Source organism: Pararhodobacter oceanensis (assembly GCF_003076755.1).
GTDB lineage: Bacteria > Pseudomonadota > Alphaproteobacteria > Rhodobacterales > Rhodobacteraceae > Pararhodobacter > Pararhodobacter oceanensis.
The window spans coordinates 347937-364574 of record NZ_QDKM01000001.1 but is presented as its reverse complement, the minus strand read 5'-3'; the positions used below and the strand labels follow the sequence as shown (position 1 = coordinate 364574).

Genomic DNA, 16638 nt, shown 5'->3' with positions numbered 1-16638 from the left:
GCCGGATTCGGTGCGGCAGACAGTGCGGCGCAAATGCTGTCGCGCCGGTTGATGGCTGCAATTCAACCCAACCTGCCCAATGCAAAACGCCGCCCGATGAGGGGCGGCGTTTGCTGTTTTGGGGGCGGTGATCAGAGCAGGGTTTTGGCTTGCTCAACCACGTTCTCGGCGGTGATGCCGAATTCCTCATAGAGCCGCTCGGCAGGGGCCGAGGCGCCAAAGCTGGACATGCCGACGAAGGCCGATTTGCGCGCGCGCTCACCGAGCAGATACTGGTCCCAGCCACCGGCGCGAACACCGGCCTCAATGCCCACCCGTACCGGACCGGCGGGCAGCACGCGCTTGCGGTAGCTCTCGGGCTGGGCGTTGAACAACTCCATCGAGGGCAGCGAAACCACGCGGGTGCCAATGCCCTCGGCCTGCAGCAACTCGCGGGCTTTGAGCGCGATCTCCACCTCGGAACCGGTAGCAATCAGGATCACCCGACGCTTGCCCTCGGCATCGGCCAGCACATAGCCGCCCTGCGCCGAGAGGTTCTTCGAGGTATGGGTGCCGCGCACCGGCGCCAGACCCTGACGGCTGAGCGAGATCACCGACGGCGTGGTTTTCTGCTGCAGCGCCAGCTCCCAGACCTCGGCGGTTTCGACCAGATCGGCGGGGCGGAAAACCAGCGTGTTCGGCGTCGCGCGCGAGATCGCCAGATGTTCGACCGGCTGGTGGGTCGGTCCGTCTTCGCCCAGACCAATCGAGTCGTGGGTCATCACATAGACCACCGGCACACCCATCAGCGCGCTCAGGCGCATCGCGGGGCGGGCGTAATCGGTGAAGGCCATGAAGGTGCCGCTATAGGGGCGGATGCCGCCATGCAGCGCCAGACCGTTCATCGCCGAGGCCATGCCGTGCTCGCGAATGCCCCAATAGACATAACGCCCGCCACGGTTGTCGGTCTCGAACATGCCCAGATCATCGGTCTTGGTGTTGTTCGAGCCGGTCAGATCCGCCGAGCCGCCCATGGTGTCGCTGACAATCGGGTTGATCGCCTTGAGCACGACTTCCGAGGCCGCGCGGCTGGCCATTTTCTTGGGCGCATCGACGGCGGTCTTTTTGACCTTGCGGATCGCGGCGGGCAGGCGGGCGGGCAGATCGCGGGCGAAGATACGGGCGAACTCGGCCTGTTTGGTGGCCGAAAGCGCCGAGAGACGCTCTTGCCAAGCGGCACGGGCTTCTGCACCGCGGCTGCCGATGGCTTCCCAGGCGGATTTGATATCGGCGGGGATCACGAAGGGCCCATGCTCCCAGCCGTAAACCGCGCGGGTGTCGGCGATCAATTGCGCATCGGTCAGCGCGCCGTGGCCCTTGGAGGTGTCCTGCGCCGAAGAGCCCAAGGCGATATGGGTTTTACAGGCGATCATCGCCGGACGCTTGCTGGCCTTGGCGGCAGTGATCGCGCGGTCGATATCCGCCGGATCATGGCCGTCGCAGTCAAACACATCCCAGCCCGAAGCGGCAAAACGCGCGCGCTGGTCGGTGATATCCGAGAGCTCGACCTTGCCGTCAATGGTGATGCCATTGTCATCCCAAAGCACGATCAGTTTCGACAACTGATGACGTCCGGCAATGCCGATCGCCTCTTGGCTGACGCCCTCCATCAGGCAGCCGTCCCCGGCGATCACATAGGTGTGGTGATCCTGGATCTTGGCGCCCCAACGCGCCCGCAGATGCTCTTCGGCCATGGCGAAACCGACCGCATTGGCGATCCCCTGACCCAAGGGGCCGGTGGTGGTCTCGAGACCTTTGGCATGGCCGTATTCCGGATGACCGGCGGTGATCGCGCCCCACTGGCGGAAGTTCTTGATCTGCTCGAGGGTCATATCCTCATAGCCGGTCAGATGCAGCAGCGCATAGATCAGCATCGAGCCGTGACCCGCCGACAGAATGAACCGGTCGCGGTCTTCCCAATCGGGGGCGGCGGCGTCGAATTTCAGGTGATTTTGAAACAGCACCGTGGCGACATCGGCCATGCCCATCGGCATGCCCGAGTGGCCCGAGTTGGCGGCGGCAACGGCGTCGAGCGCCAAAACGCGGATTGCGCAGGCAAGGCGCCAGTGTTCGGGGTGCTGGGCTTGAAGAGAAGCGATATCCATGGCTGCGGTCCTTCATAGATGCTGGGTTAGCGCGGTCATATCAGGCTATGATGCGAGTTCAAGCGCGGCACGGGTGTGATCGGTTGGAATGCTGGGGTTTTCGCCCTATTCTTACCAAAAATGGCCATCTTTGCGCGAATCAGTGATTCGGGGCAGGGACAGGGCCACGTTTGAGGAGAGAAGCATGAGCGATCTGGCCCCGGTTGAACGTCGGCTATCGGACGCGTTGGAAAGGATTGCCTACCAGCTTGAGAAAGGCCCGGCAGTGGGCGGTGCCGCGCGCGGTGCGGTTTTCGGCTTGGGTGCAAAGCCAGAGGCGGCACCGGACCCCGAGCAGGCGGCGACGATTGCCAGTCTGCGCGAGGCGCTGGAAAAGGAACGCTCGGCCAATGCGCAACTCAGCGAGCGGGTGCATCAGGTCAAACAGCGGCAGGAAACCACCATCGCCCAGCTTGAGCGGCGTCTGGCGCGGCTGACCGAACAGCTGGACCTGCAAAGCCTCGAGATGCTGCGGCTCAAAAAGGCCAATGCCAAGCTGATGACGGCAAACTCGGGGCTGCGCGAGGCGCAGATCGAGGCGTTTCCGGATGCGACATTGATCAACAAGTCGATCTCGGCGGAACTTGAGGCGCTGCAGGCCGAACGCCGCGCCGAGATGGCCGAGATGGAAGAAATCCTTGCCGAATTGAAGCCGCTGCTTGCGGCCGAAGCGCAGTAACACAGGGGGCACGGATGCACGAAGAAACCATTGAAATCGGCGGCAAGAGCTTTGAGGTCGCCTGTCAGGCGGGCGAAGAGGATTACCTGCGCGCCGCCGCCGCCATGCTCGACACCGAAGCGCGGACCCTGATCGGGCAGATCGGGCGCCTGCCGGAATCGCGGATGCTGTTGATGGCGGGGCTGATGCTGGCGGATAAAACCGCCGGTGCCGAGGACCGCGTGCGGGCGCTGGAAACCGAACTGGCCGCCGCGCAGGGCGAAATCGAGCGGCTCAAGTCCAGCCCGCGCGAAAGGGTCGAAGTGCCGGCGGTGCCGAAAGCGGCGATCGAGAGCCTCTCGGAACTTGCCGCACGGGCGGAATCGCTGGCGGATCAGTTGGAAGAGCACGGCTGAGGCGTCGCTAATCCGTTAGGCCCGTGGGAACCACGGGCCGCGCCCGACCCTCCCCCCGGGAGGGCGCATTGGCGATGCCATTCGCCGCGCAACCGGTATCGATGCTTTTGAGGGCACCGCGCTGTTTACAACATGTCTGCGCCCACCCAGGGTCGGGCGCGACCCTTTACGCTCTGCACAGAAGGCGAGTACTGGCTTTTGAGCATTCGCGATTGAGGGGTGTATCACCAAACGCAAAAGGCCGCCCGAAGGCGGCCTTTGTCATCTCGCGAACCCGCGCTCAGGCGTTGGCTTCGCGGATTTTCTCGGCGGCTTCCTTGTCATAGGTCACGCCGCTGGTCTCGAACAACTGGTCCAACTCGCCCGAAAGCGTCATCTCGGTGATGATATCGCAGCCGCCGACGAATTCGCCTTTGACATAGAGCTGCGGGATCGTCGGCCAGTCCGAGAAATCCTTGATCCCCTGCCGCACCGCTTCGTCGGCCAGCACATTGACGTCCATATACTCGACGCCCATGAAGTTCAGCACTCCGGCCACGCGGCTGGAAAACCCGCACTGCGGCATGGTTTTGGTGCCTTTCATGAACAATACGACCGAATTTGCGTCGACGGTATCTTTGATCTGCTGTTCAGCGCTCATGAATTCTCTTTCAGTTTGAGCGGCGACCGGCTTGGTGCGCCTGGGTTCCGAAGGGCCAGACCAATGTCTGGGAAGGGGGGCGGCAAGGGCTGACAGCGGGCTTGCCGGAGTTTGTGACTTGCGAGGTAATCCTCGCGGTGCCGCAAGACAAGGTTGGATCGCGCAATCCGTTAGCAGACAGGCGGGTTGATCCCTTGCGCCGCCTATGGCTTGCGCATCCGGTTTAGTCGGGCGCCGCGGTGGTCAGCGCCAAAGCGTGCAATTCGCCTTGTGAGCCGTCCATTTTGCCCTTCAGGGCGGCATAGACCGCGCGTTGCTGTTGCACGCGGTTCTTGCCGCGGAAGCTTTCGTCTATGACCTCCGCCGCATAGTGGTTTCCGTCTCCGGCAAGATCAGTAATTGTGACCTTTGCCTGCGGAAACGCATCCTTCAGCAGCGTTTCAAGTTCAGTCAGGGTGATGGCCATGCAGGGTCTCCGTATAAAGTTAACACAGATGTAGAACCCGCGCCGCTTGCGTGCAAGTGGCTGGCGGCTAAACATAGGCGCGCAACGCCTGCAGGAAGGCTTTGGTGCGCTGCATATGATCACTGTCCTGGAACGCCGCCAGAAGCTCTGGCGTCCAGCCCGCGGGCGGGTGATAGGCGGTGATCAGCGCCTCGCATTCTTGCGCCAGCGCCTCGGGAAGCGGCAGGCGCCGCGCGACCAGCAGTAGCTCCAGATCGCGGTGGATCTGCCGCATGATCCTGAAGGCCGTGGCCATCGGGGCCAGCAACTCGGGCTGCTCACGCCAGTTGCGCCCGGCGAATACCTCTTGCGTCACCCGCTGTCCGGCACCGAGGCAATCGTAGCGGGCACAGCCGCCAAAGCCTTTGTTCTCAAGGGTCTCGTGGATCGTGCAAGCGAATTGACGGTCCAGATTGGGGCAGGGGGTCTGCGCCGCTTTGTCGAGCGCAAAGTCCTCGCCCCGATCAAATGCCAGCGCCATACAGCAAAGGGCGGCGCAGGCGGAGCAATCGGATTTGAACTCGGGAATCGCTGTCATCCGCGCCGTTGTGCACAGAGATACAGCGCCCTGCAAGTGGGGAATCCCCGCGATCCGCCGCGCTCAAAGGCCTGCGGATCGCGGGGGTTTTCCCCGTCGCGCGCGGGCTCAGTCGAAGGCGGCGCCAAAGCTGCTGCGGTAGGCCTGCGACAAACCGTCCAGCGGCGCAGAGCTGCTGCCCATCGAGACCGTGGTGCCGCCAAAACGGCCCACCGATTGCAGTGGCACACCGGCTTTCGAGGCGGCGACCATCAGCGCCTCGGCAGCATCGAACCGGCAGGCGATCAGATAGCGGCCCTGATCCTCGCCGAACAGAAAGGCGGTGTCTGCGGAATCGAGGGTGATCCCCAGCCCCGCCGCCTCGGCCATTTCAAACGCCGCCAGCGCCAGACCGCCGTCCGAGAGATCGCTCGCTGCGGCGATCCATTCACGGTTGTCGCGCAGGAATTCCCCATGCCGGCGCTCGGCCTGCAGATCGACATGGGGCGCGTCGCCGTCTTCGCGGTTGAACACCTCGGCGAGCAGGGCGCTTTGGCCCAGATGGCTGCCGTCGCCGCCAATCATCAGGGCGAAATCACCCTCGGCGGGATGGCCGGCGATCAGTTCGTCCAGATTTTCAATCAGCCCCACGGCGCCAATCGTCGGCGTCGGCAGAATACCCTCGCCATCGGTCTCGTTATAAAGGCTGACATTGCCCGAAACGATCGGCATATCCAGCGCCGCACAGGCTTCGCCGATGCCTTTGATCGCGCCGACCAATTGGCCCATGATCTCGGGTTTCTCGGGGTTGCCGAAGTTCAAATTGTCGGTGGTGGCCAAGGGGCGCGCGCCCACTGCCGAGAGGTTGCGGTAGGCTTCGGCGACCGCCTGCTTGCCACCCTCAACCGGATTTGCCTTGACATAACGGGGGGTTACATCGCTGGTGAAGGCAATCGCCTTATCGGTGCCATGGATCCGCACCACACCGGCGCCCAGACCCGGTGCGCGCACCGTGTCGCCCATCACCATATGGTCGTATTGCTCATAGACCCAGGCTTTATGCGCGTAATTCGGGCTCGAGACCAGCGCCGTCAGCGCATCCACCGGATCAACCTGCGGCACCGCGTCCATCTCTTCGGCGGGCGGGGTTTCAATCCACGGGCGGTCGTATTCCGGTGCGCTCGACGAGAGTTCCGAGAGCGGCAGATCGGCCATCACCTGTTCGCCGTGCAGGATCAGGAAGCGGTCCTCCGGGATGGTCTCGCCGACAATGGCGAAATCCAGATCCCATTTTTCAAACACCGCGCGGGCCTCGGCCTCTTTATGCGGGTGCAGCACCATCAACATGCGCTCTTGGCTCTCCGAGAGCATCATCTCATAGGCGGTCATCGCCTCTTCGCGCTGCGGCACATCGTTAAGCTGCAGCTTGATGCCCAAACCGCCCTTATCGCCCATTTCCACCGCCGAACAGGTCAGACCCGCCGCGCCCATATCCTGAATCGAGATCACCGCGCCGGTCTGCATCAGCTCCAGCGTCGCCTCCATCAGGCGCTTTTCGGTGAACGGATCGCCGACCTGCACTGTCGGGCGCTTGTCCTCGATGGTGTCGTCGAATTCCGCCGAGGCCATGGTCGCGCCGCCAACCCCGTCGCGGCCGGTTTTGGCACCAAGATACACCACCGGCATGCCGACACCCGAGGCCGCCGAATAGAAAATCTGGTCCGCTTCGGCCAATCCGGCAGCAAAGGCGTTGACCAAGCAATTGCCGTTATAGGCGGGGTGAAACCGCACTTCGCCGCCGACATTGGGCACGCCAAAGCAGTTGCCATAGCTGCCGATGCCCTCGACCACACCCTTGACCAGATGCGCGGTTTTCGGGTGGCTGGTCTCGCCAAACGACAGCGCATTCATCGCCGCTATCGGCCGCGCGCCCATGGTGAAAACATCGCGCAGAATACCGCCGACGCCGGTCGCAGCCCCCTGATGCGGCTCGATATAGGAGGGGTGGTTGTGGCTCTCCATCTTGAAGATCAGCGCCAGCTTCTTGCCGTCCGGCCCCTCGCCAATATCGATCACACCGGCATTCTCACCGGGGCCGCAAATCACCTGCGGGCCCTCGGTCGGCAGGGTGCGCAGCCATTTCTTCGAGGATTTATACGAGCAATGCTCGTTCCACATCGCCGAGAAGATACCAAGTTCGGTAAAGCTCGGCTCGCGACCGATGATTTCAAGAATACGCTCGTATTCATCGGGCTTGAGCCCATGTGCAGCGATCAGGTCGGGGGTGATAGCGGGGTCTGTCATGTCGATTTTCCCAAGGGCAGCAAGGTTGCGGCGGTCATATAGGCTGAAGCGCCGAAGGGAAAGACCCACTGTCACCTCGAGCCCTGACTTAGGGGAAAGCAGCGGGCAGCAAGGCCACGCGCGCGCGCGGCAGGTAGATCACGCGTTGATTTTGGACGTATGCGGGCGGTTTTGACGCAGGTGGACCGCCGCGCGGAAATCCGGCGCAGACCGGCACTATCGCATAATGCGAAAAAAAGGCCGAGCAGATGCTCGGCCATAAGTCCAACAGGGAGGTTAAGATACAGGCAATTGCCGTGTATCTTAGGCTTCTAGATAGATCAGCCACTTCGATCTTTCAAGAAAATCTTGGCTGCGCAGGTGACATACCCGAGATGCGTTGCGCGCATAACTCACTATTGGCGCGTTTCGGCAAGGTTTCGCCTATTGTAGCGCGTTCGCGCTGCGGTTGCGGCGATAGGCGATAATCCCCTCCATGACAAAATCGCGAAATGCCATGATCCGCTTGGATTGGCGCAATTCCTCGGGGTAGGCCAGATAGACCGGCACTTCGGCGCTTTCGACATCTGGTAGCACACGCACAAGATTCGGGAAGTCCTCGGTCAGGTAATCGGGCAGCAAACCGATGCCGAGATTGTTCACCACCGCCTGCAGCACGCCAAAGTAATTGTTGATCGTAAACGACGACGAGGGCGAGAGACTGTTGAGTTCGCGCACCAGCGCCGCGCCCGCCGAGACCTGCGGCGCATTCGCCGCCTGAGAGATCAGGCGGAAATTCGCGATATCGGCCAGCGAGGAGGGGGTGCCATTTTCCTTCAGGTATTCCGGCGCCGCATAAAGCCGCATACGCACGCCCATCAGCCGCTTGCGGATCAGATCGGCCTGACTCGGCTCTTTCATCCGGATCGCGATATCGGCCTCGCGCATCGGCAGGTCCAGCACCCGCTCTTCGAGCATCAGGTCGATTTTCAGATCGGGATATCGCTCATAAAGCGCGGGCAGTCGCGGCGCCAGCCAAAGGGTGCCGAAACCGGTGGTGGTGGTCACGCGCAATTCGCCAAACACCTCTTCTTCGCTGTCCCGGATCCGCGCCGAGGCGGTTTCCAGGTTTTTCGACATTTTGCGCGTCGCCTCGAACAGCAACTCGCCCTGTTCGGTCAGGATCAACCCGCGCGCATGGCGGTGAAATAGCGTCGTTCCCAGCGATTCCTCAAGGCCGCGGATCTGGCGGCTGACCGCAGACTGGCTCAAGGCCAAGACATCACCGGCATGTGTCAGACTGCCCGCATCCGCCACCGCGTGAAATATTCTAAGCTTGTCCCAATCGGTCACGGTGTCTGTTCGATCCTCGCATCATCAATCTGCATATTATATCTGGGGTCTTGTAAGGCACCCGCGCCCGTCCTCCAAGCAAAGTTTAGTGAACTCTTGCAGCTTTCAAGGGGCAGAATCGGAATGGATTTCCCTCGGCGCAGGATTTATGTGACAACAAAGCCGCGCAGCTAAGGCGCGGGCAGCAAGCGGATCAGAGGCAAAACATGGCGGTTGGCGTTTTCGATTCAGGATTGGGGGGGCTGACGGTGCTTGACGCCTTGCTGCGCAAGCTGCCCGAGGTGCCTTTCGTGTATTTGGGCGATAATGCCCATGCGCCCTACGGTGTGCGCGATGCCGAGGATATCTATGCGCTGACCTGCGCCGGTGTCGAGCGGCTGTTTGACGCGGGCTGCGATCTGGTCATTCTGGCCTGTAACACCGCCTCGGCGGCAGCTTTGCGTCGAATGCAGGAAAGCGGCTGGATCCCCGAGGGCAAGCGCGTGCTCGGCGTGTTCGTGCCGCTGATCGAGGCCCTGACCGAGCGTCAGTGGGGCGACAACAGCCCGCCGCGCGAGGTCGCGATCAAACATGTGGCGCTATTTGCCACCCCCGCCACCGTCGCCAGCCGCGCCTTCCAGCGCGAATTGGCCTTTCGCGCGATTGGCGTCGATGTCGAGGCGCAGCCCTGCGGCGGTGTCGTCGATGCGATCGAGGACGGCGATATGATCCTTGCCGAGGCGCTGGTCCACAGCCATGTGCAGGCGCTGCACCGGCGGATGCCGAAACCCGAGGCGGCGGTTCTGGGCTGCACCCATTACCCCTTGATGGAAGAGGCGTTTCGCGCCGCGCTTGGCGCAGATGTCGAGGTCTACTCTCAGCCCGATCTCGTTGCCGACAGTCTTGCCGATTACCTCACGCGCCATCCCCATATGCTGGGCGAGGGCACCGAGGGCGGCTATCTGACCACCGGCGATCCCAATGCCGTGGGCCATAAAGCCACCACGTTTTTGCGACGACGCATTCCGTTCCAAGCCGCCTGATTTGCAGGCGAAACCGGCCCCCATACCGGCACAGATATTTCGCGCGCCGCCAGCTGCGGCAATTACACCCGTTGTCCGGCGCGCGTAGTCCACTTATGTCACCCCCAATGGGAGTATCTCATGACACATAACGTCGCTATTCTGGGCGCGAGCGGCTATACCGGCGCCGAGCTCGTGCGGATCATCGCCACCCACCCGAACCTGCGGATTGCCGCGCTGTCCGCCGACCGCAAGGCCGGTCAGGCGATGGGCGCGGTCTTCCCGCATCTGCGCCATCTCGACCTGCCGATGCTGACCAAGATCGAAGACATTGATTTCGGCGATATCGAACTGGTGTTCTGCGCGCTGCCGCATGGGCTCAGCCAAGCGATTGTGCGCGATCTGCCGCGGTCGGTGAAAGTCGTCGATCTGGGCGCTGATTTCCGGCTGCGCAGCACCGAGGATTACAAGCGCTGGTATGGGCTTGATCACGCGGCGCCCGAGATGCAGCCCGAAGCGGTCTACGGTCTAACCGAATTCTACCGCGAGCCGATCCGGCAGGCGCGCCTCGTCGCCGGCACCGGCTGCAACGCCGCCACCGTGCAATTCGCCCTGCGCCCCTTGATCAAAGCCGGGGTCATCGACTTTGACGACATCATCTGCGACCTGAAAAACGGCATCTCCGGTGCTGGCCGCTCGCTCAAGGAAAACATGTTGTTTGCCGAGCGTTCCACCGACGTGATGGGCTATAGCATTGGCGGCAAGCACCGGCATCTGGGCGAGCTGGATCAGGAATTCACCATGATCGCGGGCCGCAAACTCGAGATCATGTTCACCCCGCATCTGGTGCCGATCAACCGCGGCATCCTCGCCACCTGCTACGTCAAAGGCGAGGCCGAGGGCATTCACGCCGCCCTTGCCAAACGCTACGCCGATGAGCCCTTCCTGAATGTTCTACCCTTTGGCGAGGCCCCCTCGATGGGCAATGTCACCGGCTCGAACTTTTGCCATATCGGCGTGATCGGCGACCGTAAGGCAGGCCGCGCGACGGTGATTGCGACGCTCGACAACCTCAACAAAGGCTCCTCGGGACAGGCGGTGCAAAACGCCAATCTGATGCTGGGCCTTGACGAGACCGAGGGCCTGATGCTGGCGCCGGTCTTCCCTTAACCAAACACCACAGCGGCGGGGGATCCCCCCGCTGCAACACCCTCGGAGAGGTCACATGGCCGGACTGAAAAGCCTCAAGAAACGTCGTCGCATCCAGATCATCGTGGTCGCTGCACTGGCCTTGTCGCTGTCCACCGGTCTGATCGGCTATGCGATGCGCGACGGGATCAACTTCTTCCGCTCGCCCAGTCAGGTCGCCGCCGAACCACCGACCGAAGCCGAGGTGTTCCGCCTTGGCGGCATGGTCGAAGAGGGCAGCTTGCGACGCGGTCAGGGTGAGGAAATTGCCTTTCGTGTCACCGACTTCTGCCATTCTGTTGATGTGACCTACGCGGGGATTCTGCCCGATCTCTTTGGCGAGAACGAGGGCACCGTGGCCACCGGTCGGTTGGTTAACGGGGTGTTTGTTGCCTCTGAAATCCTCGCCAAACACGACGAGACCTATATGCCCCGCGAGGTCTCGGATTCGATTGATGCCAGCGGCAATGCGGCGGGCGACACCCCCGATGATTGCGTCTATCACGGCGGCTACGCAACGTCCGGCAGCGACACCTGATCTGAACCAACCACCGCCACTCTGCGCCTAAGGTTCCAAGGGCGGAGGGCGGAATGCAAAATGTGCGGCAATTGGCCGATGAGATCGTGGCGCGCGAGGGCGGGTTTGTCGACGATCCGCATGACCCCGGCGGCGCGACCAACTTTGGTGTCACCATCCACACCATGCGGCGGCTGGGGCTGGACCTGACCGGCGATGGCACGGTGACCGCGGCGGATGTGCGCGCGCTGACCCGCGTGCAAGCCATTGATATCTTTATCGAACATTACCACAAGCGGCCCGGGATCGGCGGTCTGCCCGAGGTGCTTCAACCCTCTGTGTTCGATATGTATGTCAACGCCGGATCAAATGCGGTGCGCATCCTGCAGCGGCTGTTGATCGCCATGGGCTATGATCTCGATGTCGACGGGGTGATCGGCCCACAAACCTGCCGCGCGGCCTCGGCAGCGGTGCGGGTCGCGCCTGATCACATCGCCGACGCCTACGGCATTGCGCGGCGCGAATACTACTACGCGCTCGCCGACCGCCGCCCCGCCAGCCGCCGCTATGCCAAGCGCCGCGATGGCGGCAAAGGCGGCTGGATTACCCGCGCCGAGGAGTTCATCAGCGCGCGCTACCGGCTCAGCGAGGCCGAACACCGTGAAAGGACCGCAGCATGGGTGTGATCACATCGTTTTTCCGCGCGCTTTTCCTGCGCGGCGGGGTGGAGCAATTGGGCACAGCCACCACGCAGGTGATCGGCGCACTGCGCCCCCATGCGACGCGGCAACTCGAGTTGGGCCATGACGCCTTCACCGCCGTTCAATCCGCCCATGCCGCCGAATTCCAATACGCGCGGGCAGGGCGGTTTGACGCTTTTGTCAATGCATTGAACCGCTTACCGCGCCCGATGCTGGCGCTCGGCACTTTGGCGCTGTTCATCTATGCAATGGCCGATCCCTCAGGCTTCGGCCACCGTATGCAGGGCCTCGCAGAAATCCCCGAGCCCTTATGGTGGCTGTTGGGCGCGGTGGTGGCGTTCTATTTCGGTGCCCGCGAGACCCATCATCTGCGTATGCATCGGGGTGTCACGCCACCCCCCGCGCCGCGCCCCACGCCAGCTCCCGCAACACCCGCTCCGACGTCCAACCCCGCCCTTGCCGACTGGCGCGCGACACAACCGCCCGCCATGCGCACCCCCGATGGGCCTTAACCAAAGGCGGGCAAAGAACGCAGTCTCACCACCTGAACCATGCTCTCAGCCGCCCAACTCCGGCATTAACCGGTTAACCAACTCGGCCGCGAACGCCTGATCCTCGGGCGCGGTCTGCATCACCGCGCCCCACTCCCGGCCCGTCTCGCTGCCGATATTGGTCGTCGCATCGATCCCCATTTTCCCCGCCAACCCCTCCAGCGGCGAGGCGAAATCAAGGTAATCCATCGGCGTGTTCTCCAGCACCATCACATCGCGCGCAGGGTCCATACGCGTGGCCAGCGCCCAAGCGATATCATCCCAATTGCGCGGGTCGATATCGCGGTCCACCACGACAATCATCTTGGTATAGCTGAACTGCGGCAGCATCCCCCAAAGCGCCATCATCACCCGCCGCGCCTGACCCGGATAGCGTTTGTCGATGCTGATCACCGCCATCCGATACGAGCAGGCGGCGGGCGGCAGCCAGAGGTCATGGACCTCGGGGATCTGCGCGCGGATCGTCGGCAGGGCCAGCCGATTGAACACCTCGCCAATGATCGCTGGTTCATCGGGTGGGCGTCCGGTATAGGTCGAAAGATAAAGCGGGTTTTCGCGGTGGGTCACGGCGGTGATCTGCATCACCGGAAACGGCTCGGCGCGGTTGTAATAGCCGGTGTGATCACCAAACGGCCCCTCGGGCGCGGTCTCGGTCGGCGAGACCCAACCCTCGAGCACAATTTCCGCATCCGCAGGCACCATCAGCGGCACGGTTTTGGCGGCAACCATGCGCGGGCGTGCGCCGCCCAAAGCCCCGGCAAAGGTTAATTCCGACACCGTTTCCGGCAGTGGCAATGCCGCAGACAATAGCGTCGCGGGATCGGCCCCCAAGACCACCGCCACCGGCGTTTTCTGCCCCTGCGCCGCCCATGTCCGGTGATGCGCCGCCCCGCCACGATGCGGCAACCAGCGCATGATCAACCGCGATTTCCCCAACACCTGCGCACGGTAAACCCCTGCATTATATGCATTAACCGCGCTCGCCTCACTTTGATATGGCCGTGTGATTACAACCGGCCAGGTGATCAGCGGCGCCGCATCCCCCGGCCAATGGGTCTGCACCGGCAGAGTATGTAAATCCACCTGATCGCCCGCATGTACCACCTGCTGCACCGGCGCGGAATTGACCAATTTCACCCGCGTGGCCAGCGCCGCTTTCAGCATCGGCCAGCGCGACAAAGCATCGCGCAAACCGTCCGGCGGGGCAGGGGATCTGAGCGCCGCCAGAAACGCGCCGAGATCATCAAGCCCCGCTTCCTCTACCCCCAACCCCGCCGCGACCCTTGCTGTGGTGCCGAATAGATTAACCACGACCGGCAGTTTCGACAGCGCGCCCGAGGCCAGAACCGGCGCGTCGAATTGCAACACCGGCCCCGCTGCCTCCAGCACCTTCCGGTGCACCGCCGTCATCTGGTGACGCAGCGCGACAGGATCTGCAATGCGTTGAAATTGCTGGGTTTCCGCGCTCCAGCTAAGAAAGTGGCGCAGACTGGGAAAGGGGGGCAGGGTGCGGATGGGACTGGCTCCGAAATAGCGTTTGCCGCCCATAGCATGAAGATTTCCGGCGAAAATTGACCATGGTCAATTTCTTACCGCCCCCCACGTCCTAAGAGGGGCAGGAATGTGGACCTTTCATTGAAAGGAGTTTTGCGTGTCCCAGCCCTCCACCCCAATTCCGACCTGCCCGCGCGCGCTGGCCCAGCTTCTGCGCGTCCTGCCGCTGGCGCCGCTCTCGCTCTCGCTCACCGCCTATTCCCGCCGCATCGCCAAGCATCACCCCGGGTTGTTCCGACGGCTTGGGGTCTATGGTGACCGGCGGTTTATCCTCGATCCGACCGACCTGCCGATCGTGCTCTGTCTTGATCCCAAGGGCGGGCGCCCCCGCGTGCAAGTGCTGCGCCAAACCACGCCCCATGACGCGCGGATTTCCGGCCCGCTGGCGGCATTATTGGGCTTGGTGCACGGCGCATACGACGGTGACGCGCTGTTTTTCTCCCGCGATCTGGTCATTGCGGGCGACACCGGCGCGGCCTTGGCGCTGCGCAACGCGGTCGATGATGCCGAACTCAATCTAGCGCAGGAAATCGCCGCGATCTCCGGCCCTTTCGCGCGCCCCCTGCGCAAAATTATCGCGCGGATTGAACAGCATAGCGGCGTGTTCCTGACCCGCCCCGATGATGCTCCGGCATGGTGAGGGCCCGCGCATGGTGATGGAAATCGTCTGCCCCGCAGGCACCCCCGCCGCCCTGCGCGCCGCCGTCAAAGCGGGTGCGCATACGGTTTATTGCGGCTTTAACGATGAAACCAATGCGCGCAATTTCCCGGGGCTGAACTTCGACCGCTCCGAGATGCGCGCGGGCATCGCTTTTGCCCATGCACATGGCGCGAAAGTGCTGGTCGCGATCAACACATTCCCGCGCGCGGGCGAGCAAACGCTCTGGCACCGCGCGATTGCCGACGCACATCACGCGGGCGCCGATGCGGTGATCCTCGCTGACGCCGGATTGCTGGCCCACGCCGCCCGCATGCATCCGGATTTGCGCCTGCATCTCTCGGTGCAGGCCGCCGCTGCGAACGCCGATATCATTAACTATTACGCCGAAGTTTTCGGTGTGAAACGCGTGGTTCTGCCGCGCGTGCTCTCGGTCCCCGAGATCGCCGCGATCAATGCCGAAACCGGGGTCGAAACCGAGGTTTTCGTCTTTGGCGGGCTTTGTGTGATGGCCGAAGGCCGCTGTTCATTGTCCTCTTATGCGACCGGATTATCCCCCAATATGAACGGCGTCTGCTCGCCCGCCAGCCATGTCGATTACCATGACGATGGCGGCGTTTTAGACGCGCGATTGGGCGGCTACACCATCCACCGCACCGCCAAAAACGCCCCCGCCCCCTATCCCACACTCTGCAAAGGCTGCTTTTCTGCGGGCGAGAAAACCGGCCATTTGTTCGAGGATCCGGTCAGCCTGAACGCCGAAGCGCTGATCCCGCAACTGCTTAAAGCCGGTGTTACAGCGCTCAAGATCGAAGGGCGACAACGCTCGAAATCCTATGTCGCTCAAGTGGTTGGCAATTTTCGCGCCGCTGTTGACGCGCTCGCCGAGGGCCGCCCGATGCCAAAGGGCATGCTGACACGGCTGTCCGAGGGGCAAGCGATGACCACCGGCGCCTATCGGAAAACCTGGAGATAATGATGGAGCTGACGATTGGGCCGAACCAGTTCTTTTGGTCCGCCGAAAAATGGAGCGCATTTTACCAAGATTTGGCCAGCGCACCCGTTGAGCGTGTGGTCTTGGGCGAGTTGATCTGCTCCAAACGCTTGCCGTTTTTCCAAGACCGCATTCCCGATGCCGTCACCATGTTGCTGGAGGCGGGCAAAGAGGTCGCGCTGACCTCTCTGGCCTTGGTGACGCTGAAGCGTGAGCGCAAACAGACCGCGGCGCTGGCGGAAATGGGCCTGTGCATCGAGGTTAACGACCTGAGCGTTTTGCCGCATCTCCCCAAAGGCGCGCCCTTCTGGGTCGGCCCGCTGATCAACGTCTATAATGAGGGCACTCTGGCGTGGTTGGCTGGGCTGGGCGCGACCCGTGTCTGCCTGCCGCCGGAACTGCCGCTCGCCTCGGTCGCCACCTTGGCCCGCGCCGCTGCCGATCTGGGCGTCGCCATAGAGGTTTGGGGCCATGGCCGCCTGCCGTTGGCGATCTCGGGCCGCTGCTATCACGCGCGACTGCACAACCGCAGCAAGGACAATTGCCAATTCGCCTGCGAGGATGATCCCGACGGGCTGGAGGTGCGCACGATTAACCATCAGCCCTTCATGGCGATGAACGGCGTTCAAACCCTATCCGACAGCTATGCCTGCACCGATCACCAGATTGAACTGCTCGCCGAGGCCGGTGTTTCGGCGCTGCGCCTCTCGCCGCAATCACAGGGGTTCTTAACCATTTGCCAAGCCTATCGCGACCGTTTGGACGGACGTCTACCCGAAGGGGGAATCGCGGCGGCTGCGCGCGACTTGGCCCCTGAAGTGCGGCTGAGCGACGGGTTTCTGACCGGCGAAAGCGGGGTCGCATGGTCGGGGTCTGCACCGGCCAAAACCACGGTTTGAGGGTGCGCATTAACGGTAAT

Annotated in this window: 17 protein-coding genes; 10 read left to right on the top strand and 7 right to left on the bottom strand. The window is 62.7% G+C overall.

Annotated features, from left to right (window positions below):
* Positions 1-131 precede the first annotated feature (131 nt).
* Positions 132-2144, bottom strand: a complete 2013-nt coding sequence (gene tkt / locus DDE20_RS01605) for a transketolase (RefSeq protein ID WP_116556689.1) — start codon at positions 2142-2144, stop codon at positions 132-134.
* 184 nt (positions 2145-2328) lie between these two features.
* On the opposite strand from tkt, the gene DDE20_RS01600 reads away from it, so the two are divergent.
* Positions 2329-2862, top strand: a complete 534-nt coding sequence (locus DDE20_RS01600; RefSeq protein WP_116556688.1) for a hypothetical protein — start codon at positions 2329-2331, stop codon at positions 2860-2862.
* Between the two features lie 14 nt (positions 2863-2876).
* Positions 2877-3257, top strand: a complete 381-nt coding sequence (locus tag DDE20_RS01595) for a cell division protein ZapA (protein WP_116556687.1) — start codon at positions 2877-2879, stop codon at positions 3255-3257.
* 280 nt (positions 3258-3537) lie between these two features.
* On the opposite strand, the gene grxD is transcribed toward DDE20_RS01595, so the two are convergent.
* The 5 genes from grxD to DDE20_RS01570 form a co-directional block, all read right to left on the bottom strand.
* A complete protein-coding gene (gene grxD, locus DDE20_RS01590) occupies positions 3538-3897 on the bottom strand; it encodes a Grx4 family monothiol glutaredoxin (RefSeq protein ID WP_116556686.1) in 360 nt (119 codons plus the stop codon).
* Positions 3898-4120: 223 nt separating this feature from the next.
* On the bottom strand, positions 4121-4363 hold the full coding sequence (locus tag DDE20_RS01585; RefSeq protein WP_116556685.1) for a BolA/IbaG family iron-sulfur metabolism protein: 243 nt from the start codon (positions 4361-4363) through the stop codon (positions 4121-4123).
* A gap of 67 nt (positions 4364-4430) precedes the next feature.
* Entirely contained in the window at positions 4431-4940 is a 510-nt protein-coding gene (locus DDE20_RS01580; RefSeq protein ID WP_116556684.1) for a hypothetical protein, read from the bottom strand.
* A 108-nt stretch (positions 4941-5048) separates the two neighbouring features.
* Positions 5049-7223 carry a phosphoribosylformylglycinamidine synthase subunit PurL gene (gene purL, locus DDE20_RS01575; protein ID WP_116556683.1) on the bottom strand — a complete coding sequence of 725 codons (2175 nt, stop codon included), beginning with the start codon at positions 7221-7223 and terminating at the stop codon, positions 5049-5051.
* Positions 7224-7646: 423 nt separating this feature from the next.
* Positions 7647-8555: a LysR family transcriptional regulator gene (locus DDE20_RS01570; RefSeq protein WP_116556682.1), complete on the bottom strand. Its 909-nt coding sequence runs from the start codon at positions 8553-8555 to the stop codon at positions 7647-7649.
* Between the two features lie 206 nt (positions 8556-8761).
* Between DDE20_RS01570 and DDE20_RS01565 the strand changes: the two genes are divergently transcribed.
* From DDE20_RS01565 to DDE20_RS01545, 5 genes are all read left to right on the top strand, one after another.
* Positions 8762-9577 (top strand): glutamate racemase, encoded by an 816-nt coding sequence (locus tag DDE20_RS01565; RefSeq protein WP_116556681.1) that lies wholly within the window; start codon positions 8762-8764, stop codon positions 9575-9577.
* A gap of 120 nt (positions 9578-9697) precedes the next feature.
* Positions 9698-10726, top strand: a complete 1029-nt coding sequence (argC, locus tag DDE20_RS01560) for an N-acetyl-gamma-glutamyl-phosphate reductase (RefSeq protein WP_116556680.1) — start codon at positions 9698-9700, stop codon at positions 10724-10726.
* 64 nt (positions 10727-10790) lie between these two features.
* Positions 10791-11282 carry a cytochrome c maturation protein CcmE gene (ccmE, locus tag DDE20_RS01555; RefSeq protein ID WP_116557215.1) on the top strand — a complete coding sequence of 164 codons (492 nt, stop codon included), beginning with the start codon at positions 10791-10793 and terminating at the stop codon, positions 11280-11282.
* Between the two features lie 53 nt (positions 11283-11335).
* On the top strand, positions 11336-11947 hold the full coding sequence (locus tag DDE20_RS01550; protein ID WP_116556679.1) for a holin-associated N-acetylmuramidase: 612 nt from the start codon (positions 11336-11338) through the stop codon (positions 11945-11947).
* Positions 11938-12474, top strand: a complete 537-nt coding sequence (locus tag DDE20_RS01545; RefSeq protein WP_116556678.1) for a holin family protein — start codon at positions 11938-11940, stop codon at positions 12472-12474. The genes DDE20_RS01550 and DDE20_RS01545 overlap by 10 nt, the downstream gene beginning before the upstream one ends.
* Before the next feature lie 45 nt (positions 12475-12519).
* Here DDE20_RS01545 and DDE20_RS01540 read toward each other — a convergent pair whose 3' ends face one another.
* Complete coding sequence (locus DDE20_RS01540; protein ID WP_116557214.1) at positions 12520-14028, bottom strand: UbiD family decarboxylase; 1509 nt, start codon at positions 14026-14028, stop codon at positions 12520-12522.
* A 136-nt stretch (positions 14029-14164) separates the two neighbouring features.
* Here DDE20_RS01540 and ubiT point away from each other — a divergent pair, with 136 nt between their 5' ends.
* Genes ubiT through ubiV form a run of 3 tightly spaced genes read left to right on the top strand, consistent with a single transcriptional unit; the run spans position 14165 to position 16618 of the window.
* Positions 14165-14707: a ubiquinone anaerobic biosynthesis accessory factor UbiT gene (ubiT, locus tag DDE20_RS01535; protein WP_240607804.1), complete on the top strand. Its 543-nt coding sequence runs from the start codon at positions 14165-14167 to the stop codon at positions 14705-14707.
* Positions 14708-14723: 16 nt separating this feature from the next.
* Positions 14724-15701, top strand: a complete 978-nt coding sequence (gene ubiU, locus DDE20_RS01530; protein WP_116557212.1) for a ubiquinone anaerobic biosynthesis protein UbiU — start codon at positions 14724-14726, stop codon at positions 15699-15701.
* Between the two features lie 2 nt (positions 15702-15703).
* Positions 15704-16618 carry a ubiquinone anaerobic biosynthesis protein UbiV gene (gene ubiV, locus DDE20_RS01525; RefSeq protein ID WP_116556677.1) on the top strand — a complete coding sequence of 305 codons (915 nt, stop codon included), beginning with the start codon at positions 15704-15706 and terminating at the stop codon, positions 16616-16618.
* Positions 16619-16638: the final 20 nt, after the last annotated feature.

Bases quoted from the DNA above. Each gene is read 5' to 3' on its own strand.
- DDE20_RS01545 (WP_116556678.1), top strand. From the start codon at position 11,938: ATGGGTGTGATCACATCGTTTTTCCGCGCGCTTTTCCTGCGCGGCGGG.
- ubiU (WP_116557212.1), top strand. From the start codon at position 14,724: ATGGAAATCGTCTGCCCCGCAGGCACCCCCGCCGCCCTGCGCGCCGCC.
- DDE20_RS01550 (WP_116556679.1), top strand. From the start codon at position 11,336: ATGCAAAATGTGCGGCAATTGGCCGATGAGATCGTGGCGCGCGAGGGC.
- purL (WP_116556683.1), bottom strand. From the start codon at position 7,223: ATGACAGACCCCGCTATCACCCCCGACCTGATCGCTGCACATGGGCTC.
- DDE20_RS01580 (WP_116556684.1), bottom strand. From the start codon at position 4,940: ATGACAGCGATTCCCGAGTTCAAATCCGATTGCTCCGCCTGCGCCGCC.
- DDE20_RS01585 (WP_116556685.1), bottom strand. From the start codon at position 4,363: ATGGCCATCACCCTGACTGAACTTGAAACGCTGCTGAAGGATGCGTTT.
- ubiV (WP_116556677.1), top strand. From the start codon at position 15,704: ATGGAGCTGACGATTGGGCCGAACCAGTTCTTTTGGTCCGCCGAAAAA.
- grxD (WP_116556686.1), bottom strand. From the start codon at position 3,897: ATGAGCGCTGAACAGCAGATCAAAGATACCGTCGACGCAAATTCGGTC.
- tkt (WP_116556689.1), bottom strand. From the start codon at position 2,144: ATGGATATCGCTTCTCTTCAAGCCCAGCACCCCGAACACTGGCGCCTT.
- DDE20_RS01595 (WP_116556687.1), top strand. From the start codon at position 2,877: ATGCACGAAGAAACCATTGAAATCGGCGGCAAGAGCTTTGAGGTCGCC.
- DDE20_RS01565 (WP_116556681.1), top strand. From the start codon at position 8,762: ATGGCGGTTGGCGTTTTCGATTCAGGATTGGGGGGGCTGACGGTGCTT.
- DDE20_RS01600 (WP_116556688.1), top strand. From the start codon at position 2,329: ATGAGCGATCTGGCCCCGGTTGAACGTCGGCTATCGGACGCGTTGGAA.
- argC (WP_116556680.1), top strand. From the start codon at position 9,698: ATGACACATAACGTCGCTATTCTGGGCGCGAGCGGCTATACCGGCGCC.